The 20,675-nt window shown below is 50.8% G+C and carries 17 protein-coding genes; 11 read left to right on the top strand and 6 right to left on the bottom strand.

Annotation, left to right across the window (positions count from 1 at the left end; translation table 11 throughout):
- Positions 1-71: 71 nt before the first annotated feature.
- Genes ACGHTT_RS17875 through ACGHTT_RS17855 form a run of 5 tightly spaced genes read left to right on the top strand, consistent with a single transcriptional unit; the run spans position 72 to position 10,822 of the window.
- Positions 72-2,228: a methyl-accepting chemotaxis protein gene (locus tag ACGHTT_RS17875; protein WP_390592351.1), complete on the top strand. Its 2,157-nt coding sequence runs from the start codon at positions 72-74 to the stop codon at positions 2,226-2,228.
- Positions 2,229-2,277: 49 nt separating this feature from the next.
- Positions 2,278-3,114 carry a CheR family methyltransferase gene (locus tag ACGHTT_RS17870; protein ID WP_390592350.1) on the top strand — a complete coding sequence of 279 codons (837 nt, stop codon included), beginning with the start codon at positions 2,278-2,280 and terminating at the stop codon, positions 3,112-3,114.
- A gap of 18 nt (positions 3,115-3,132) precedes the next feature.
- A complete protein-coding gene (locus ACGHTT_RS17865) occupies positions 3,133-9,333 on the top strand; it encodes an Hpt domain-containing protein (protein ID WP_390592348.1) in 6,201 nt (2,066 codons plus the stop codon).
- 39 nt (positions 9,334-9,372) lie between these two features.
- The gene (locus ACGHTT_RS17860; protein WP_390592347.1) at positions 9,373-10,278 is read left to right on the top strand and encodes a chemotaxis protein CheB; all 906 of its coding nucleotides are present in this window, start codon (positions 9,373-9,375) and stop codon (positions 10,276-10,278) included.
- A 49-nt stretch (positions 10,279-10,327) separates the two neighbouring features.
- A complete protein-coding gene (locus ACGHTT_RS17855) occupies positions 10,328-10,822 on the top strand; it encodes a chemotaxis protein CheW (RefSeq protein ID WP_390592346.1) in 495 nt (164 codons plus the stop codon).
- A gap of 78 nt (positions 10,823-10,900) precedes the next feature.
- Here the strand turns inward: ACGHTT_RS17855 and ACGHTT_RS17850 are convergent, their stop codons facing one another.
- The 6 genes from ACGHTT_RS17850 to serA form a co-directional block, all read right to left on the bottom strand.
- Positions 10,901-11,254, bottom strand: coding sequence for a VOC family protein (locus ACGHTT_RS17850; RefSeq protein ID WP_390592345.1), 354 nt, complete (start codon positions 11,252-11,254; stop codon positions 10,901-10,903).
- 79 nt (positions 11,255-11,333) lie between these two features.
- Positions 11,334-11,822: a 2TM domain-containing protein gene (locus ACGHTT_RS17845; protein WP_390592344.1), complete on the bottom strand. Its 489-nt coding sequence runs from the start codon at positions 11,820-11,822 to the stop codon at positions 11,334-11,336.
- Between the two features lie 268 nt (positions 11,823-12,090).
- Entirely contained in the window at positions 12,091-12,294 is a 204-nt protein-coding gene (locus ACGHTT_RS17840; RefSeq protein ID WP_390592343.1) for a hypothetical protein, read from the bottom strand.
- 80 nt (positions 12,295-12,374) lie between these two features.
- Positions 12,375-13,232, bottom strand: a complete 858-nt coding sequence (locus ACGHTT_RS17835) for an SPFH domain-containing protein (RefSeq protein WP_390592342.1) — start codon at positions 13,230-13,232, stop codon at positions 12,375-12,377.
- 64 nt (positions 13,233-13,296) lie between these two features.
- Positions 13,297-14,190 (bottom strand): EamA family transporter RarD, encoded by an 894-nt coding sequence (gene rarD, locus ACGHTT_RS17830; RefSeq protein WP_390592341.1) that lies wholly within the window; start codon positions 14,188-14,190, stop codon positions 13,297-13,299.
- A gap of 127 nt (positions 14,191-14,317) precedes the next feature.
- On the bottom strand, positions 14,318-15,547 hold the full coding sequence (serA, locus tag ACGHTT_RS17825; protein ID WP_390592340.1) for a phosphoglycerate dehydrogenase: 1,230 nt from the start codon (positions 15,545-15,547) through the stop codon (positions 14,318-14,320).
- Positions 15,548-15,760: 213 nt separating this feature from the next.
- Between serA and ACGHTT_RS17820 the strand changes: the two genes are divergently transcribed.
- The 6 genes from ACGHTT_RS17820 (at position 15,761) to ACGHTT_RS17795 (ending at position 20,642) form a co-directional block, all read left to right on the top strand.
- Positions 15,761-16,447, top strand: a complete 687-nt coding sequence (locus ACGHTT_RS17820; protein ID WP_390592339.1) for a fumarylacetoacetate hydrolase family protein — start codon at positions 15,761-15,763, stop codon at positions 16,445-16,447.
- A gap of 120 nt (positions 16,448-16,567) precedes the next feature.
- Positions 16,568-17,326: an SDR family oxidoreductase gene (locus ACGHTT_RS17815; protein WP_390592338.1), complete on the top strand. Its 759-nt coding sequence runs from the start codon at positions 16,568-16,570 to the stop codon at positions 17,324-17,326.
- Complete coding sequence (locus ACGHTT_RS17810; RefSeq protein WP_390592337.1) at positions 17,323-18,237, top strand: alpha/beta hydrolase-fold protein; 915 nt, start codon at positions 17,323-17,325, stop codon at positions 18,235-18,237. The genes ACGHTT_RS17815 and ACGHTT_RS17810 overlap by 4 nt, the downstream gene beginning before the upstream one ends.
- Before the next feature lie 18 nt (positions 18,238-18,255).
- The gene (locus ACGHTT_RS17805; protein WP_390592336.1) at positions 18,256-18,795 is read left to right on the top strand and encodes a hypothetical protein; all 540 of its coding nucleotides are present in this window, start codon (positions 18,256-18,258) and stop codon (positions 18,793-18,795) included.
- Positions 18,795-19,286 (top strand): thioredoxin family protein, encoded by a 492-nt coding sequence (locus ACGHTT_RS17800; protein ID WP_390592335.1) that lies wholly within the window; start codon positions 18,795-18,797, stop codon positions 19,284-19,286. The genes ACGHTT_RS17805 and ACGHTT_RS17800 overlap by 1 nt, the downstream gene beginning before the upstream one ends.
- A 42-nt stretch (positions 19,287-19,328) precedes the next feature.
- The gene (locus ACGHTT_RS17795) at positions 19,329-20,642 is read left to right on the top strand and encodes an amidohydrolase (protein ID WP_390592334.1); all 1,314 of its coding nucleotides are present in this window, start codon (positions 19,329-19,331) and stop codon (positions 20,640-20,642) included.
- The last annotated feature ends 33 nt before the right edge of the window (positions 20,643-20,675 follow it).

Raw genomic sequence — 20,675 nt, 5'->3', positions numbered from 1 at the left:
TAAACGTATTTTTAAGCGGGCTTGCCCGCTGAAATTTTTTAGTCACACGCAACGTTGGTCAGGAGCGTAGCATGAAGAATGAAAGAAGGGGCATAGTCGCATCTATGCGAGGCAACCCAGTGATGGCTTTATTGGCCGCCGCTTTGTTGGTTGTACTTGTACTGATGGGTGCGAGTTTCTATTTGGTGCAACAAAACACCGCGAAAGATCAGAGTTATCTGCAGTTAACCGCTGAATTGCGCGCCCTATCATTCCGTGTCACGTCGCTGGCTCGTGAAGCCACCTCGGGCAACGAGCAGGCCTTCCCTGAATTGGCAAAGGTGATCACTGAAATGGGTGGTCTGTGGGACAGGCTGCGCGCGTCGGATATTGATACTCGCACAGCGCTAGCGGAAGAGTTCGCCGGCTTTGACGCAATTTGGCAGAGTGTGAAGGCTAGCTCAAACGCCATCGTAACCAACAAAGACACCATCATCTTCCTAAACGATGTCGCTATTACGCTGAACGAATCGCTGCCGGAACTGCAGGCAGAGCATAATAATATCGTTGAAATTTTGTTGGAAAGTGATGCTCCCGCGGATCAGGTATCTGTTGCGCAGATGCAGTCTTGGCGTGCAGAACGTATCGGACGAAACGTGGATAAAATGCTCCGTGGTGGTACCGATGCGGATCAGGCCGCCGACCAGTTCAACCTCGATGCCAACTTATTCGGTAAGGTGCTCTTGGGTATGAAGAGCGGCGATGCTGCGATGAGTATTTCGCGTGTTACTGAGCGCGAGGCGGTAGGAAGCTTGGATGAAATTTCCGAGTTATTTGAATTCGTAAGTAGTTCTATCCGCGAAATTTTCGAAGCGTCACCCGCACTGTTTAAAGCGCGTCAAGCAACCAACCAAATTCTCGATGACTCGCCACGCTTACTGGAAGCACTCACTAATCTTTCTGACAAGATTGTTGTGAATGCCGGTGATCGTCAGCCAAACAACTTAACCATTGCGATTCTTGGTTTAATTGGTGTAATTGCCATTGTTGCCATCGGTTTCCAGTGGTCACAGGGCACACGTCAGCGACTGGTGGTGGAAGAAGAGACCAACGAACGTAACCAGAACGCGATTTTGCGTCTACTTGATGAGTTAGCCGACCTCGCAGATGGTGACCTGACAACCACTGCCACGGTAACGGAAGATTTCACTGGTGCGATTGCTGACTCCATTAACTTCACCATTGACCAACTGCGCGTACTGGTTTCTCGAATCAACGAAACGGCTGTGAACGTATCGTCGGCGGCACAGGAAACCCAGCAAACTGCATTGCATCTGGCCGAGGCCTCTGAGCATCAGGCGCAAGAAATTGCCGGTGCATCGGCCGCGGTAAATGAAATGGCGGTCACCATTGACCAAGTATCTGCCAACGCCGCCGAATCAGCGGCGGTAGCGGAGCGGTCGGTATCGATCGCGAGCAACGGTGCAAAAGTGGTACAGAACACCATCCACGGGATGGATACCATTCGCGAACAGATTCAAGATACCTCGAAGCGTATTAAGCGACTGGGTGAATCGTCACAGGAAATTGGTGACATCGTATCGCTGATTAACGACATTGCTGACCAAACCAACATTCTGGCACTTAACGCTGCTATTCAGGCATCGATGGCGGGTGACGCCGGTCGAGGCTTTGCGGTGGTAGCGGATGAAGTACAGCGTCTTGCGGAACGTTCTGCTGCGGCAACAAAGCAGATTGAGGCGCTGGTTAAAACGATTCAGAACGATACCAACGAAGCGGTAATTTCGATGGAACAAACCACGGCCGAAGTGGTACGTGGAGCTCGCCTCGCACAGGATGCGGGTGTGGCACTGGAAGAAATTGAAAACGTATCGTCAAGCTTGGCGGAATTGATTCAGAACATTTCGAACGCCGCACGTCAGCAGGCCTCGTCAGCGGGTCACATCTCCAACACGATGAATGTTATTCAAGAGATTACGTCGCAAACATCAGCCGGTACTTCTGCTACGGCACAGTCGATTGGTACGCTGGCGGAAATGGCACTCGACTTACGTGAGTCGGTAGCGGGCTTCAAGTTACCTGAAGAATTAAGTGGCTCTTACAACGACGATGCACTGACCTTAGATGACACTGTCGATGAAGATGACGACGAAGTGAGCTTTGATCTCGATGGTGAGTTCAATGCGGAGCTAAGCAGTTTAGATCTCGATAGCGCGCAAAAAGCGTAGTTAGTCGGGACTTAGCAGCGTGGTGTGGTCGTTGCGGGCGTTGCCCGAATTGTCAGATACGGAATTTCAGCAATGGAGTAAATTGCTGGAAGATCGTACGGGTATTCAGGTGGCGCCGCACCAGCGTGCATTCTTGCAGACACAGATTGCAAGCCGTATGCGCGAGCTGGATTGCGCGGATTATCGGGACTACTTAAGCCAGGTGATCGACGGCTTACAAGGCATCGTCGAGTGGTCGGTGCTGGTCGATCGATTAGTGGTCAAAGAGACCAGCTTTTTTCGTCATCGCCCGTCCATCGAATACGTTCGCCGTTTAGTCCAGTCGCGCATCGATAATCAGTCACTCAATGGTAGCTTTGACATTTGGAGCGTAGGTTGCGCCACCGGTGAAGAGCCTTATACCTTGGCCATGGTGACCAATGATTGCTTTGAGCTCGGTGCGTTAGAGCCCTACTTTGGTGTTACGGCAACAGATATCAGCATGCCGTCGCTGCAAAAGGCTAGGCTGGGTTTGTACCCCGCTAGGCGAGCGGAGCTGGCGACTCAACAAGAGCGCGCAAGATACTTCACTACTGTGGGAAATAACCTGCAAGTGGTCGATAAAATACGAGATCGTGTGTGTTTTACACATGGCAATGTGCTGGAAATAAACAAGATGCCAGCCGTGCCCATGGATGTGATTTTTTGCCAGAATTTATTGATTTATTTTCGCCGTTGGCGGCGTAGAGAAATTCTCAATCTCCTGGTGGAAAGATTAAAGCCAAACGGCGTATTGGTCGTTGGACTTGGCGAGATCACAGACTGGAATCACCCTAAATTGAAGCGCGTAGGCGGCGATGAAATTCAAGCCTACATGCGTATCGCCGCTGGCAACGCCCGCGGCTAAAGAAGAGAGGACGGCCCATTGGGAGACAACCGTAACTTTGCAGCCCTGGATTGGGTGATAGGAGAAATTGGCGAATCGCTGAAGCAAGCGCGCCAAGCTCTCGAGGCCTATGTCGAGAACTCGAAAGACGCTACTCGTATTCGGTTTTGTCTTACTCATATCCATCAAGTGCACGGCTCCCTAAAGATGGTGGAGTTCTATGGCGCGGCGCTCATGGCTGAAGAGATGGAGCAGCTAGCGCAGGCGCTCATGAACGGCCTGGTTAAAAATGAGTCCGAAGGGCAAGAAGTCCTGATGCGGGCCATTTTGCAATTGCCGCTTTATTTGGAGCACATTAAAAGTAGTCGTAAAGATCACCCTGCAATGGTGTTACCACTGCTAAATGATCTGCGTGCCGTGCGCGGTGAAAGTCTGCTTACCGAGACACAACTTTTTACGCCCGATATGACGGCGGCGAAAAAAATTACCGGTCAGCGCATCCCACTTGCCGAGGACCCGAAGCAATTCGTCGCTATGGTCACGAAGCTGCGGCAGATGTATCAAATGGCCGCCGCTGGTGTTATTCGCGGTGTTAAAACCGACGAAAGTTTAACTTACTTACACAAAGTTTTTAGCAAGCTTCACAAGTTGACGCAGGGCACTGCGCGCCAACCGCTGTGGGAAATTTCTCTTGCATTGATCGAGGGTTTACAAAACGACTCGATTGAAGCCAGCGTCTCTGTTAAAAATTTACTGCGTCAGCTCGATCGCGAAATAAAAGTGCTTTCGGTGCACGGCTTAAAAGCCTTGAAGGCTGGCTCGCCTCATGAGCTGTTAAAAAATTTACTGTATTACATTGCGCGCGCCGAATCGCAGGCGCCGCAGCTGAGCAATATCAAGACTAAATACCGTTTAGCCGAAGCGCTGCCAGCCGAAAAGTCGGAAGATTCCGACGATGAGGACCTATTAAGCGGGCCAGATGGCGAGGCCATGCGTAGTGTTGTTGCCGCCATTGGCGACGAGTTGGATATTATTAAACATGCCATGGATATGTGTTTGACGGGTGAAAATTCAACCGCACATGTTCAAGACGCGTTGCCAGTGTTAAAGCGTGTTTCTGATACGCTCGCGGTATTGGGACTCGGTTCGCTAAGGCAAAAAATCTTAGCGCAAACATCGGTACTGGATCGCGCTATTCAGCAGCCTGAAACATTAACCCACGATGTGTTGATGGGCGTTGCCGGTGAAATCATCGATGTTGAAAATGGCCTGCAAAATTTAGCGCGAAACGCCGGTAGTGCAAGCGGCCAGGTGCCTTTGCGCGACATCAACTTAAATGAAGCGCAAGAACAAGTGTTGCGCGAGTGCCGTAATGGTTTGGAACAAGCAAAAGATGCGGTGATTGAATACATCGCATCCCAGTGGGGCCAGTCTCACTTAGGTAATGTGCCCAACATGCTGCGCGAGATTCGCGGTGGTTTAGACATGGTGCCGCTACCAAGGCCGGCTCGCATTATTGGTGCTTGCGCTCGCTTTGTAGAAGAAAAGCTGTTGGGCGCTAGCACGCCGCCAGAATGGTCAACGCTCGATATTTTGGCCGACGCAATAACAAGCGTTGAATATTATTTAGAGCGCCTAGGTGGCGATCTAGACGAAGATGATGATCTTCTGCTGAGCGTGGCAGAAGAGAGTGTGGAAGCCTTAGGTTACGCTGTTGCGGTAAGTAAATTAAAAACGGAAACGTCGTCGACCTCGAGTAATGCTGAAACTGTCTTGAAAAAGATGGCGGGCGTTGAAGATGTGGACATGAACGTTCCTGTGCCCGAAGAGACTGAAGCAGCTGCCAGCGCAGACACCCAAGCCCTTGATTTGGGCGACGAGCTTCAAATCGACACGCCTGAGGCCGACGCGAATTTACCGGCTACGCCTGACATTCAGCTCGATCGCCCCGGCGTTCAATCGAGTGACGTTGAAGAGTCAGCACCGGCGCTTGATATAGAGCCACCCGCACATGTGCCTGAAGTAGAGGCGCCAATTGCTGCTGCCGCAGAGCCTGCTGTTGTCGATGAAGAAGACGAGGTCGATGAAGAGATTCGTGAAATCTTTATCGAGGAAGCAGAAGAAGTTATTGAAACGATCAATGAATTTTTTCCGCGTTGGAAAGAGGATTTCAATGATCAAGAAGCTCTCACAGAATTTAGACGAGCCTTCCATACGCTGAAGGGCTCTGGTCGCATGGTTAAAGCCATGGATATCGGTGAGTTGGCCTGGTCAATCGAGAATATGCTAAATCGTATTATCGATGGCAGCATAGAACCTAATACCATCCATTTGGATTTAATTGAGCGAGTTGTAGCCCTCTTCCCGGGCATGATCAATGCGTTCCAAGAGAAAAAGCCGGTGCCAGATCAAGTGGCAGCGACGCAGTATCGGGAATGGGCTGAGAGTTTATCGAAGGGTAATATTCCAGCGGAGTTACTGGCCGGCGTCGAGCCGAGTGCCGCAGCGCCTGTCATGGAAGACGATGACAATGAGCCAGATTCCATGCTGTGGGAGATTTTTGGCTCAGAGGCCAATACCCACTTAGAGGAAGTGGAAGCGTTTGTACTTGAGATGCAAGAACAGGCACCTCTGTATACGCCCCCTAGTGAAAATTTACAGCGTGCACTGCATACCCTAAAAGGCAGTGCGCATATGGCAGATGTGGCATCCATTGCAGAAATGGCTACGCCACTAGAGCGCTTTGTTAAAGAACTGCGTTCCTACCAAGTTAATATTGACGAAGACATACTGCAGCTGATTGGCGACGCGGTAACTTATACTCGTGCAGCTCTGGAAAATATTTCCGCTGGCCGAGAAGTTGAGTTTCCGCACTTGCAACAATTTATCGCTCGCGTGGCCGAGTTAAAAGAATTGTCTGTGGGGCCGTTAATTCGCCAGCAGGAAGCTGAAATTCAGGGCAAAAGAAAGGTAGACCCTGAACTGCTCAGTATTTTTATGGCGGAGGAAATGAATCTTCTTTTGGGTGCCGACGAGATGCTGCGCGCCTGGCAAGACGAGGGAATTGTTACAGAACAAATGGCTGCACTCTGCAGCGAGTTAGCAAATTTAGAAAGAGGCGCAGAACACGCAAACCTCGTACAAATGAGTGGTTTAAGCGGTCAGCTTAAACAAGTGTATGAGGGCGTTGCGGCGGGTCAAGTGACCATTGATGCAGTTGGCTACGGGATTTTACATACCGGCCACGATGCATTGCTAGACATGGTTGATGCCGTGGCCGCGGGTCAAAATATCACGCCAGTCGCCGATGATATTATGGTGTCTTTGGTCTCCCTCGCGCCGATTGATCTCGGTGGCGAAATTCCCGCTGATTTATTGCCAGAAGAATCGGACGAGGATATTGTTTTCACACTACCCTCCGAAGCACTTGAGGCCGAGCCGGAAAGCGAAGCAGACATTAGCTTAGATTATTCTTCGAATGACTCAGTGATTGAATCTGAGGAATTAGAGCTGACATTGCCTGATGTGCAGGATGTTGAGCTTGAGCCAGAAGAAGACCCAACGCCCTTTATTATCGAGCCTAGTGATCAAACCGTTGCGGCGGAAGAAACTGAGTTAAATATAATACTGGAAGCAGAAGCAGAAGCAGAAGCAGAAGCAGAAGCAGAAGCAGAAGTGCCCAGTGCACCTCTAGCGATTGCAGAGCACGTTTCGGATATCGCTGAAGAGGAAATTGATCCAGAAATTTTTGAGATTTTTCTGGAAGAGGCCGACGAACTTCTCGAAGAAACAGATCACGCCATCAATGGTTGGTCTGAAGATTGGTCGAGCAGTACTTATTTAGATGAGCTGAAGCGAATTCTGCATACCTTAAAGGGTGGTGCTCGCTTGGCAGGCCTCACCGGCTTAGGTGATATTTCTCACGAATTCGAAACTTACCTTATTGGTCGCGAAAACAACGGTATTGAAGTTGATGCACAGCTCTTTGACGTTATGCATCAATATCAGGATTTACTGCTAAACGGCACAGAAAAAGTCAGAGTCGCGGTACAAAGCTATGAGCCAGAAGGCCTAGCCGAGGCAATGCGAGCCATTGATAAGGCCGCTAAAACCGATCTCTCTACCCTGGGTAGCGCAACCGACGATAGTACTGAGGCATCTACACCGGCGTCTGCCAATGATGAAAGTGATCAAGCCGCTGATACGGAGCAGGCAGACATTGCTGAGGTTGTAGAGCCAAAACCGGCGCAGCAAACTAGCCAGCAAGTCGTGCCGCACAGACCTTATACCTCGGCTGATGTTATTCCTTTTAACCCTCGCGCACCCGCACCTTCAGTGGCAGGTACTAAGTCGAAAGAGGCAAGCAAGCAAAGTCGGGCAGCCGCGCAACTGGCCGTTAAGCGCAATCAACCGCAGGAAGTGGTAAAGATATCTGCTGATCTGCTGGAAGATCTGGTAAACCTTGCCGGTGAAACGTCCATCTCGCGTGGTCGAATGGAAGAGCAGGTCAGTGAAATTGGTGTTGCGATTGACGAAATGGAATCCACTATTTCGCGTTTGCAGGAACAGCTTCGTCGCTTAGATATTGAAACTGAAGCACAAATTATTTTCCGTCAAGAGCAGTTACAAGACACGGAAGACTTCGATCCTCTAGAAATGGATCGATACTCTCAATTGCAACAACTATCAAAGTCTTTGATTGAGTCGGCTTCGGATTTGTTGGATCTGAAGAGCACGTTGACGGATAAAACCCGCGATGCAGAAACGCTTTTGTTGCAGCAATCACGTATTAATACGGATTTGCAAGAAGGCTTAATGCGCTCGCGCATGGTGCCTTTTTCACGCTTGGTGCCAAGGCTGCGTCGAATTGTGCGGCAGGTGGCTACGGAACTTGATAAGCAGGTTAGTTTTGAATTAGATAATGCCGAAGGCGAAATGGACCGGTCGGTGTTGGAGCGCATGGTCGCACCGCTAGAGCATATGTTGCGCAATGCTGTGGATCACGGTATTGAAGATGCAGCTGGCCGTCGGGCCGCGGGTAAAGAGAGCGAAGGACGTATCGTTTTAAGTTTAGGTCGCGAAGGCGGCGACGTGGTGTTGCGTTTGGCTGACGATGGTCGCGGTATTAACCTGGATCGGGTAAAAGCAAAGGCCATTGAGCGCGGCTTAATGGCGGCAGATGCTAAGTTAAGCGATCAAGAAATCATGCAGTTTATTTTATCGGCGGGCTTTACGACTGCCGAAAAAGTGACGCAAATTTCTGGTCGTGGGGTCGGAATGGACGTAGTTCACTCGGAGATTAAGCAGCTCGGTGGCGCGATGTACATCGACTCGCGCTATGGCGAAGGTACCGAGTTTGTGATTCGTTTGCCGTTTACCGTATCGGTAAACCGCGCCTTGATGGTGTTGATTGGCGACGACCGCTACGCTATTCCTTTGAACACGATTGAAGGTATCGTGCGTGTTAGTCCGTTCGAACTAGAGCATTATTATCAAGATACCGATGCGCGTTTTGAGTACGCGGGCGAAAATTATCGCGTGCGTTATTTAGGTAATATGCTGAATAAAGAACTCAGGCCAAAATTGGAAGGTCATGCGTTGCCACTGCCGGTGATTTTGGTGCGTAGTTCTGAGCATGCTGTAGCCTTGCAGGTTGATACTCTAATGGGTAGCCGAGAAATTGTGGTAAAGACCTTGGGGCATCAGTTCAGTACTGTGCAAGGCCTATCCGGTGCCACGGTGATGGGTGATGGTAGCGTGGTCGTTATTTTGGATCTGCATGCCATGATCCGTAAGGAAGCCGCGCTCAGTCTTACGCAAGCCCAATTGTTGAATGCCCCCTCGTCTGTCGACGAAGAAGATTCGGCGCGCTTGGTGATGGTGGTGGATGACTCGGTAACCGTGCGTAAAGTAACGAGCCGGTTCTTGGAGCGAGAGGGTTATAACGTTATCACGGCAAAAGATGGCGCGGATGCCTTAAGAATATTGCAAGATGTCATCCCAGATGTGATGTTGCTGGATATTGAAATGCCGCGGATGGATGGTTTTGAAGTTGCCAAAAACATTCGTTCGACCAGCCGCTTGAAGCATATACCTATTATTATGATTACCTCGCGTACTGGCGATAAGCATCGCGAGCGCGCCTTCAGTTTGGGGGTTAATAAATATATGGGTAAACCCTATCAAGAGGATGGTCTATTGGCCAATATTCGCGAGTTGAGTGGTGAGAATCAACACTAACTCACGGGCGAGTGAAAGTGGATTCAAGGAAGAGTCAGTTTGAAAGATCTATTTCGAATCGGGTTGTTGTTGGAAAATCCCGGTTTGCAGGCGCTTTACAAGAAGCTCATTATTGAGCAGGGCTACCAAGTTAGCGCTGTTCTAGATTGCGATGATCGCGACAATATTGATGCAATTATTGCCGATGCCTGGGTTGTTGTTTTCGACGGTGATCGGGAAAACCCAGTCGCTGAAGAATGGCTGAAAGGTCTCGATGTGCCGGTGATTTTTGACGATGGACAACTCGTGCAAGAATCGACATGGCATCGAAGGGTATCGAGTAAATTACGCCAGATCCCAGGCATGGTGAATGTGGCGAGTCAGCGTGATGTGCCAGATGAAGTTTGGGTGTTAGCAGCATCCACCGGCGGCCCTGCGGCGGTGAAATTGTTTTTGAGTGAGTTGCCTTTAGGGTTGAATGTCGCGTTTATCTACGCACAACATATTGATCAGGGCTTTGATGTTAATCTTGCTCAGGCAATCAGCAAAGGGACAAAGTTCCCCGCTGTTTTGGCAGTGAACGGCGCGTTAGTGGCCAATAATCAAGTGCTCATTATTAGGCCGGATGAACAGGCCGAAGTGCAAGCCAATGGCTCGCTTGTGGTAAATCCGAAGCCTTGGTCTGGTAGCTACAAGCCGGCTATTAATCAAATAGTGGCAAACGTGGCGTCGATATACGGAGCTAAGTCTGGCGTTATTGTGTTCACCGGTATGGGCAACGATGGAAAAGCGGCGGTTCGCTTAATGCGCCAGCAAGGTGGTACAGTTTGGGCGCAGACCGCACCTAGTTGCACGGTTTCGAGTATGCCGGATGAAGTGCGTGCCACAGGTACGGTGACCTTTGAGGGCGATCCCAAAGCGTTGGCGGCTGAGTTTATCGCTCGCAAACAGTTGAAAACGACGTAGAATTTGTTTTACCCGGGTAGGGTGCATTTACTAAAAATCAGGCGAAAATATGAAAGCAAAAGCAGCCATCCAAAATCAAATGGCCATGGATATTCCAAGCCTCATTCTGCCCATGAGCGAGCATGCGATGCTAGCGCCTACAGTGTCCATTGCAGAAATTGTTCCCTACGCTCGGCCAGAACTTGTTCCCGATGCCCCGGATTGGCTATTAGGTGTTTTTGAATGGCGTAAGCAAAAGTTACCGTTGATTTCCTTGGAGGCGCTGCGCGGAGAAGCCGTTGGCGATATTGGCCCTCGCACGCGTATTGCAGTGTTTAACAATACCGGCGTTAACGACGAGTTGCCTTTTTTTGCGATTCAAACGCAGGGTATCCCGCGCTTGAGCCGTGTCTTAGCAAGCATTATTCACGAGGTTGAAGGCGTCCAGATTAAACCTTTCGAGCGCATTCGCGTCGACTTAGAAGGTGAAATTTGTTCCATTCCCGATGTTGGTGCATTGGAGCAAGTGATTTTAGATTACCGCAGAAATGGTGGCGCTATTTAATTCAGCCCACATCATAACTATCGAAATATTAAGATGAATTAATCGCCCTTAATATTTCGAGGTTTAGATTTATTCTCCTTATTTATCCGCCCATACTGCCAGTTCATTGCCGCTCGGCTCAAGAAAATGAAAGCGCCTGCCGCCCGGGAAGTCAAAGATGGGCTTACACACTTGGCCACCGAAGCGCTCGACCTTAGCTAAGGTTTGCTCTAAATCCTCGCTAAAGAAAACCAATAGCGCTCCGCCCTGATCTGATCGCGAGCACAGTGGTGCCGTGTAAAACCCACCTTCGATGCCTTGGTGATTAAAGGCGGCGTAGTCGGGCCCATAATCGGTGAATTGCCAGCTAAAAACGGCTTCAAAAAATCGTTTAGTTGCGCCGATATCCATCGCCGGCCACTCCACATAGTTGAGTTTTTCATGTTGGTTCACACCAACCTCCAATTTGTTGTGTTGTCAACGTCGCGGCTGCTTCAGTAAAAGAGTTTGAGGGGCGTCAACGAGACCTGCTTTAAAGCTTGCGCCCTAGGCGTTTTTCAACCTGTTTCCGCTCCCAATCGGGGCCGAACATATTGGTAATTTCAAACACGTTAAGCGCGTGTATGGCTACACCTATGCCCCAGCCGAAGGCCGGCCACCATGCCCAAATATAGCCTGGGCTAGTGGTGAGGTTGATAAAGAAGAGAAAGCCAATGACTAAAATATAGGTGGTTAAGTTCGAATAGAAACCCTTTAGGTCGCGTACATACTCGAGAGCGTCTCGCTCGTCTGTCTCGAGCGAAGGTGTTAGCTTGGTATCGTTGCGGTCTGACATAGGTGTTGCCTCTGGCTGTAAGGTTGATAGTTCAACGTCAAATACAGCAGCGAGGGATTTCAGTGTTTCTAGCCCGGCTGTCTGGCCTCTTTCGATTCGCTGTATTGTGCGAACGGAAAGGCCAGAGAGTTCGGCGAGCTGTTCTTGCGACCAGCCTTTTTGTAAACGCAGTTTCCTGATAATCATGTTTCCTCCTTGCTGTGTGGCCAGACTAGTGAAAACCGCATCCCGACAACCACGCCTCGAACCCGACAAACACCTGACACCCACTATAAATCAATAACTTAGCGACATAAAATATTGTTTAAAGGCGGTGGTTTATCGCTTTGCCTCCCTAGCACTTGGTTTACCAGATTGCTTGTTTTAATACCGCCGAGAAGATATCGGCAGGCCGATATTGGGGCTGCATGGGGGGAGGATGGTGTGGGCGATGGAGACTGAACACTGGCGAGCGTTAATCTGAGGTTTTGTTTGGCTCTATGTGTTCGAGTTCAGTGATGACCGATTGCACTAATTTGACTCGGCCACTTTTAACCAGCGCATCCCTTAACACATATTCAATCTGTGCATTTAAGCTACGCAGGTCGTCATCTGCCCAGCGCTGCATGGCGTTGAGAACGGATTCATTAATGCGTAGCGGATAGGCTTTTTTAGCCACGACTGTCCCTTTTTCAAGATGGGCGCCAGGAGCGCCCGTTGACCCGTGAGTTGATGAATGGGGTTAGCACCTAACCTTACTTAGTAGAGCGAGCCCGCATTGAGTATCGGTTGTGCGTTATGTTCGCCGCACAGTACCACCAGTAAGTTGCTCACCATGGCCGCTTTGCGCTCATCGTCTAGCTCCACAACCTGCTCGGCGCTGAGTTGCTCAATGGCATCTTTGACCATACTGACGGCGCCCTTAACGATAAGGCGTCGGGCTGCCAATATGGCGCTCGCTTGTTGGCGCTGGAGCATGGCTTGGGCAATCTCTGGCGCATAGGCTAGATGTGATAAACGCGCTTCAAGCACATCGACGCCGGCCTTGCCGAGGCGCTCTTGAACTTCCGTGCGCAACTTCTCAGCGATGGCGCTGGAGTGGCCACGCAGGGTTAAGCGATGGTCGTCTTCGTCGTGCTCGTAAGGGTAGCTAGTGGTGAGGTTGCGCAGCGCGGCCTCACTTTGAATGGTGACATAGTGTTCGTAGTCATCTACCTCAAATACCGCTTCTGCTGTGTCCACCACGCGCCAAACGATAACCGCGGCAATTTCGATGGGGTTGCCGTTGGCATCGTTCACTTTTAGCCGCCCGCTCTCAAAGTTGCGCACCCGCAAGCTAACTGCGCGCTTGCTGTAGAGTGGGTTGTTCCAGCGCAGGCCAGGGCTGCGATCTGTGCCTTTGTAGTTGCCGAATAGTTGCAGTACCTTGCCTTGGTTGGGGTGTACCATATACAGGCCGAACCAACAGATAAAAACTACGATTGACGCCACCAGCGCGAGTAACTTAATGGGCATTGGCCCACCAATAATCAAAGAAACCCCTAAGCCTTGCAGTGCAAGCAGCACCAAAATCATGAGATAACCCGACCGGCTTTTACCGTCAAATTCCGTATGCATGGCGTAACTCCAAAAACAAAGTTGATATCATTGTGATATCAGTATGTTTTATTTCTGAGTTTTGTCAAGCCTGAGTGGCAGTGGCGCGTGATCGCCGGTGCAGGGCATCGGCACTAAAACAAAGTACACCCATCCAGATAAAGCCAAAAGTTACCGTTTTCGCTGGGCCGAAATGCTCGCCGTAAAACATCACGGCGAGGAAGAACATCAGCGTCGGGCCTATGTATTGCAAAAAGCCGATGGTGGTGTATTGAATCTTTCGCGTGGCCGAGGCAAACATCATTAACGGCACGGTGCTCACCGGCCCGAACACCAGCAGTAGATACCAGTGTTTCAGTTCCAGTTGGGCTAGTGTCTCTTGACCAAAAAACCATAGATAGGCGAGTGCCGGCAGGAGTAAGTAACTGCACTCGATCATCATGCCATTGAGGCTGTCGATGGGCGCTAATTTTCGAATCAGGCCGTAGAGGGCGAAGGAGCCACCCATGCCTAAGGCGAGCCAAGGCACTGAGCCGAAAACCGCGATTTCTATGCCGACGCCGGTACAGGCCAGCCCAACTGCAAGCCACTGCAGCGGGCGTAAGCGCTCACTCAGGAATACACCGCCTAGAGCCATATTGAGGAGCGGATTGATGTAATAGGCTAGGCTGGCCTCCAGCACCTTGTTAGTGTTCACGGCGTAAACAAAGAGAAACCAATTGAAGCCCAGCAGCAGGGTTGAGAGTAATAGCGCTGCCATCATTTTCGGCTGAACACAAAAGCTCAGTAGCTTTGGCCATTGCTGCATTGTCGTGATCGCCAGCATGACAAATAACCATGACCAAGCAATGCGATGGGCGACTAATTCCAGTGGCTCGATAACGCTTAGGGCTTTAAGAAAAATGGGAAATAAACCCCACAGTAAAAAGGCGCCGGCGGCCAAGCCCACGCCTAGCTTTTGTTCCCGAGTAAATACCACGGTCTGTCCTCAAGGTGCGGCGCGGTGAAGCGGTCGCGTAGCGATAATGGGAGTGTACAAAAAAGCGCTGTCATAAAAAAAGGCCGCTTGCGCGGCCCTTTTAGGGATGAGCGTTGCAGCGAGGCGCTTAGAACAAGACGCGGCAGCGGATGGTACCCTCAACTTCGCGCACTTTTTCCAGTGCTGTTTCAGAGTTGCTGGCGGCCACCTCTATCACCACATAACCAACCTTCTCGTTGGTTTGTAAGTGTTGACCAATGATGTTGATGTTATTTTCGGAGAACAGTCGGTTAATGGCCGACATAACACCCGGTACATTGTGGTGAACGTGTAGCAAGCGGTGCACATTGGTGTGGGTCGATAGAGCCACTTCAGGGAAGTTAACCGAGCTGGTGGTGGTGCCGTTATCGGAGAATTTAATCAGCTTTTCCGCTACTTCTACGCCGATATTGGCTTGTGCTTCGATGGTTGAGCCGCCAATGTGTGGGGTCAATATAACATTGTCGAATTCGCGCAATGGCGAGATGAATTCGTCTTGTGGGCCCTTGGGCTCAGATGGGAATACATCGATGGCCGCACCGGCAAGGGCGCCAGACTTGAGTGCTTCTGCCAAGGCATCTATATCAACCACAGTGCCGCGCGAGGCGTTGATCAGAATGGCACCTGGCTTCATGAGCTTGATTTGCTTGGCGCCCATCATCATTTTGGTGGCACCGGTTTCGGGTACGTGCAGGCTGACGATATCAGCCTTGGTCAGTAGCGCGTCTAGATCTTTGCACTGTTCGGCGTTACCCAGTGGCAGTTTGGTTACCACGTCGGAGAAAATAACCTTCATGCCGAGGGATTCGGCCAGCACGCTGACTTGGCTGCCGATAGAGCCGTAGCCGACGATGCCCAAGGTTTTACCGCGAATTTCGAACGAGCCCTCGGCCGATTTCTGCCAACCGCCGCGATGACAAACCGCATTCTTCTCTGGGATGCCACGCAGCAATAAGATCGCCTCGGCAATCACCAGCTCGGCCACGGAGCGGGTATTGGAATAAGGGGCATTAAACACGGCAACGCCGTGCTCTTGCGCGGCGTCGAGATCTACTTGGTTGGTGCCAATACAGAAACAACCGACGGCAATTAAGCGGTTCGCGGCTTCAAACACGTCGCGGGTCAATTGGGTGCGCGAGCGCAGGCCGATGAAGTGTGCGTCTTTGACGCTCTCTAATAATTGATCTTCCGGCAGCGCGGTTTTGTGGTACTCGATATTGGTATAACCGGCTTCGGTTAGCTTATCAACCGCAGACTGGTGTACGCCTTCAAGTAGCAGGAACTTGATTTTGCTCTTGTCTAAAGACACCTTAGCCATGGAATATCACCTTGTATGCAATGCGCTCAAGCCTCGCGCGAGCGCAAGGCTGGGGGAAAATGGGGCGCCATAATACCACAGACATAAAGTCCGCAAAGCGGGCGCGCGCAATCAATTGCTGATGCCCGGTATTTTTCTACCGAATGCTGCTGTAGCCTGCCCCAAACAGCGCAGTTGGCGCGTTACAATGCTAAAAAACTAACGAGTTGAGCTATGACATATCAACATCTATGGTCCCAGCCGAACGTTGCTGGCCAAGCGGCAGCATCGCTACCGCTCGGGAAAATTATCTGTGTCGGTCAAAATTATGCCGACCATATAAAAGAAATGGGCAGTAACGTCGGCACCGAGCCCATGTTGTTTATCAAAACTGCAGGTTGCGCGCGCGACATGGCGAAACCCTTCAGCGTACCTACCCGTTGGGGGTGCTGTCACTTTGAAACCGAAATGAGTGTGCTGATTGGCGCCCGTCTACAGGATGCATCGCCGGCCCAGGGCTTAGCATCCGTCGTGGGTATCGGCTTGGCGTTTGATTTGACCCTGCGCGAATTACAGGCCGCCTTAAAGCAAAAGGGTCACCCTTGGGAGAAGGCCAAAGGCTTCGACGGTAGCGCACCCCTGTCCGCCTTTGTTGCGCCCCCAGAAGACCTGCAAAATGTGGGTTTACGGCTAACCCGCAACGGTGTGGTGACGCAAGATGGCAATACCCGTGATATGTTAACGCCGGTTGGCGAGCTGTTGGCTTATGCCAGCCAATTCTTTACCCTCGAGCCAGGCGATGTCCTACTGACGGGAACGCCAGCAGGCGTGGGGCCGCTTGAGTCGGGCGACGAATTAGTGGCGCAATTACTAGACGGTAATGGGGCTTCGTTATTGCACATTGCAACTCAGGTGATTTGATTCGTCTAAACGAGGGCGCAAACGCGTCGGCTGGGAGATAGGCTCAGCATTCGTAGGCCAGCTAGTCTGCCCCTCATTTTTAGCTACCGCTAAAAATAATAATAAAAGGCAAAAACGACCATGACCATGCAAAACACAAAGGCTGAAACTGTTTTTATCACCGGAGCATCGAGTGGTCTAGGCCAGCAAATGGCTATAGAGTTCGCTCGGCGCGGCTACCGGTTGGCGTTAACCGCACGCCGGTTAGAAAACCTCGAACAACTCAAGGCCAAACTGGAAGCGGAGTATCAAGCGGCGGTGATAATTCGAGCGCTCGACGTCACCGAGTTTGACAACGTAAAAGCGGCGTTAGACGAGGCCAAACAGCACTTTGGCGACATTGATAAAGTGATCGCCAACGCGGGTATTGGCTATAGCCAGCGCATTGGCAAACTGAGCTTCGATAAAGTGAAAGCTACGATCGATACCAATGTACTTGGCTGCATGGCCACCATTGATGCGGCGGTAGGCCTGTTTAAAGCGCAAGGCTTCGGTCATATTGTTGCCGTGAGCAGTGTCGCCGGCTATAGAGGCCTTCCTGGTGGCGGCGCCTACGGCGCGTCGAAAGCGGCGGTAAGTCACTATGTGGAAGCCTTGCGCGCCGAATTATATTTTAAGCCCATAGATGTTACCTTGCTGTGCCCTGGCTATATTGACACGCCGATAAATCAGGCCGCGAGGTCTCGACCTTTTTGCATCCCCGTGGAAAAAGGTGGTCGTCTTTTGGTCGATCTTATCGAGCGCAAGGTCAAGCGCTCGACAGTGCCGCGCTGGCCTTGGGCACTGGTGGTTCGGTTGCTGGCGTGGCTGCCTGTTGCTTTGATCGCGAGAATGGCGTGAGAGGGCTCATAGCGGTAGGCGCGTTTACTTTCGCGTTATTAGCGCTCGTTGGCTGCGGTGAGTCATCGCACAATGAGCCGCAACTGGTGCGTACAAACTACGTCTCCGCATTAGATAAAAAATCGCGCGAGTATTTTGTTTATTTGCCCGCAGGTTATCGCGCGCAATCCGACAAAAAATGGCCTGTGTTGATGTTTTTGCACGGCAATGGCGAGCGTGGTAATGGTCAAGACGAATTGGATTATGTGTTAAAGCATGGTCCTTTGTATGAGGCGTGGATTCAAAAGCGCGATCTACCTTTCATTATCATTTCACCCCAATTGCACATGTTGGGTATGGAAAAAGTTCCTTACATCGCTAATCGATCGCGTGCGGAAATTCCTCAGCGTCTTGCCCAAGGTGTGCCCAAACGACCCACCCGGTTTGACACGCCTGAGTTAATGCGGGCGGGCAAAAATATCACCGACCTCAGTGACGTGTCACCGCTGCTACCCATGGGCTGGGAGCAAGTTGAGATAGATTTATTGTCGATACTGGGGGCAGTGCATAAAACCTACGCGACAGATAAGCGACGCACCTACATCAGTGGCATCAGTTACGGTGGCTTTGGCACTTGGTATATGGCGAGTAAGCATCCGACATTATTTGCAGCAGCAGTGCCCGTTGTGGGTTGGGGGCATCCGAGTTTAATGGCGCCTATCGCAAAAGCAAAGTTACCCGTATGGGCATTTGCCGGTGGCCGCGACAGTGCAGTAAGCAAAGCGTTTTTTTATGCCGGTATCAATCAACTGGAAAGCTATAAAGCATCGGACGTGCGGTTTACTGTCCACGAAGATATGGGCCACGATGCTTGGACACGGGTCTACGCGGGTCAAGATGTATATGACTGGCTGTTGTTGCAACGGCGATAAAAACTTTCTGGGAGATCTATGCAGCGCTATCTTTTTACGTTGATTGTCATTTTAGCGATTGCTGGCGTTGGCATTGTGCTTCCAACCCAAGGGCTGAGTGTGCAACCAGACTCGCTCACCGTTTTCCCAGTCGTCTTTGCCAGTGTTTTGTTGATATGTTTATTTCTCGAGCGGGCAATTGAAGTGTTTCTATCCGCGTTGCGCGGTGGTGGTGCCGATCGGCTCGATCTTGCGCTCACGCAATTGAAGTTGATTGCCACACCAAGTAAAGAGCAGCTCGATCAGCTCAGCGCATTAACAATCTCGCGCAGTGAGTACCGTAGTCACTCGCGCCTTATTGCGCAGCAAATGGGTTTGTGCTTTGGCTTGATGATTGCGTTAGTGGGTTTTCGAATTCTTGGCAGCTTGGTGCTGGAGTTGCCATCAGGCTGGCAGGGTAAGGCGTTCACATTGTTAGATATCTTACTAACCGGTAGCGTACTCGCGGGCGGCTCCGATGCTGTCAATAAATTAACCAAGGCTTATGGCCATATCATGGCCGCGGTATCGAGAAAATAATGATGATTAAGAAAGCGCTATATGGTGTTGTTTTCTTCCTTATGACTCTTTCAGTGGTCCATGCTGCTGAATCGTTAAGTGACCAAGAAGACTTAGTTGGGCCTGTTTCGGCATCGAATTTGTTAATGCTTGATGCCTTTTCTGCGTCTTATGAAGCCGCGATTATTTCGGAGCAAGAGATTACATCACTTGCGTCAATCGACGCCGCTGTTACCTTGCGGGTACTTTTCGGCACTTGGTGTCACGATAGTGTTCGGGAGGTGCCAAAGCTTATCAAGTTAATCGAGTTGGCAGAGAATCCGAATCTGTCCCTGCAATTAACGGCTATATCTCGGGATAAGCTTGAGCCATCGGCTGACGTGGCGCGTTATGGTTTAAAATTTACCCCTACGCTCGTGGTGTTAAAAGATAAAAAAGACATTGGTCGAATTATCGAGCAGCCAGAGACTAACTGGGCTGGCGACATCATTGCGCTGATTCAACAGCATTAACCCTAAACCTTGTATTTTCCAAAATAGAAAGAGATGAAGACTATGATTAAGCACTCCTTGGCCTTGGCAGTCTTGCTCGCTAGCTCAAGCGTTTTTGCCGGTGATTTATCGCAAGATGTGGCAAAAGATTACAAAAATCATTTGGCGCCCTTGTTTGAGCACTTCCATAAAAACCCTGAGTTATCTCACTTGGAAACACAAACGGCTAAACGCCTCGCCAAGGAGCTTCGCGCAGCGGGTTTTGATGTTACTGAGGGTGTTGGCAAAACCGGTGTGGTTGCTATTATGAAAAATGGCAAGGGGCCGCTGGTGATGATGCGCGCCGATATGGACGGCTTACCGGTAGAGGAAAAATCCGGTTTGGCCTACGCCTCGAAAGCAACGCAAAAAGATTGGGATGGTAATTTGGTCAGCGTGATGCACGCCTGTGGCCACGATGTCCATATCACCAGTCTTGTGGGTACCGCGCGCCAAATGGCGCAGCGAAAAAGTGAGTGGTCGGGCACCTTGATGTTGATCGGTCAGCCAGCGGAAGAACGCGTAGGCGGCGCCAAAGGCATGATGGACGATGGTATTTGGAAACGCTTCGGTCAGCCAGATTACGCCATGGCGTTCCACGTCAGCTCGGAAATTGAAGCCGGAAAACTGGTAGCAGTTGAGGGATCGCCATACTCGGGTGTGGATAGCCTTGATATCGTCATTCCCGGTATTGGCGCTCACGGCGCTTCGCCTCATCGCGGTAAAGATCCGGTGGTTATTGGCGCGCAAATTGTGATGGCACTGCAAACTATTGTCAGCCGTGAGATCGCACCGAAAGAGCCAGCCGTTATTACCGTTGGCTCATTTCACGCGGGTACGAAGCACAATATTATTTCCGATGAGGCGCGCCTACAAGTTACCGTTCGCAACGACAGTTGGGAGACGCGCGAATATCTGATGAAGGCTATTGAACGCGTTGCCGTCAACATTGGTCGCGCTGCAGGTATGCCGGAAGATAAGTTGCCGCGCGTGACAATTTCTGATGAGCCGACCCCGCCAACCGTCAACGATATTCCCATGACTCAGCGTTTAAAGGCGGTGTGGCGCGCTAAAATGGGTGCTGATGCGTTTGATGAAAGCTATCGTCGCTTGGGCATGGGCGCCGAAGATTTTCCATTTTTTACTACCGACCCTTACATTCCCAGTGTTTACTTTGCCGTAGGCGGCACACCGAAGGCTGATTTCGAACGCGAGAAAGCTGGCGGAGAAGCGGTGCCGAGTCACCATAGCCCGTTATTCAAAATCACCCCGGAGCCAGCGGTGACCAAAGGTGTTGAGGCAACAGTTATTGGCTTGATGGAGTTGCTGAAAAAATAAGGTGATTGCGAAATAAAAAAGGCTGCCTTGGCA

Origin of the sequence: Simiduia litorea, from assembly GCF_042853465.1 — a bacterium.
GTDB lineage: Bacteria > Pseudomonadota > Gammaproteobacteria > Pseudomonadales > Cellvibrionaceae > Simiduia > Simiduia litorea.
This window is presented reverse-complemented; position numbering and strand designations above follow the sequence as displayed.

Excerpts from the sequence above, each read along its gene's own strand:
- ACGHTT_RS17875 (WP_390592351.1), top strand. The coding sequence starts at position 72 with ATGAAGAATGAAAGAAGGGGCATAGTCGCATCTATGCGAGGCAACCCA.
- ACGHTT_RS17855 (WP_390592346.1), top strand. The coding sequence starts at position 10,328 with ATGAAAGCAAAAGCAGCCATCCAAAATCAAATGGCCATGGATATTCCA.
- ACGHTT_RS17845 (WP_390592344.1), bottom strand. The coding sequence starts at position 11,822 with ATGATTATCAGGAAACTGCGTTTACAAAAAGGCTGGTCGCAAGAACAG.
- ACGHTT_RS17835 (WP_390592342.1), bottom strand. The coding sequence starts at position 13,232 with ATGCATACGGAATTTGACGGTAAAAGCCGGTCGGGTTATCTCATGATT.
- serA (WP_390592340.1), bottom strand. The coding sequence starts at position 15,547 with ATGGCTAAGGTGTCTTTAGACAAGAGCAAAATCAAGTTCCTGCTACTT.
- ACGHTT_RS17820 (WP_390592339.1), top strand. The coding sequence starts at position 15,761 with ATGACATATCAACATCTATGGTCCCAGCCGAACGTTGCTGGCCAAGCG.
- ACGHTT_RS17815 (WP_390592338.1), top strand. The coding sequence starts at position 16,568 with ATGACCATGCAAAACACAAAGGCTGAAACTGTTTTTATCACCGGAGCA.
- ACGHTT_RS17805 (WP_390592336.1), top strand. The coding sequence starts at position 18,256 with ATGCAGCGCTATCTTTTTACGTTGATTGTCATTTTAGCGATTGCTGGC.
- ACGHTT_RS17800 (WP_390592335.1), top strand. The coding sequence starts at position 18,795 with ATGATGATTAAGAAAGCGCTATATGGTGTTGTTTTCTTCCTTATGACT.
- ACGHTT_RS17795 (WP_390592334.1), top strand. The coding sequence starts at position 19,329 with ATGATTAAGCACTCCTTGGCCTTGGCAGTCTTGCTCGCTAGCTCAAGC.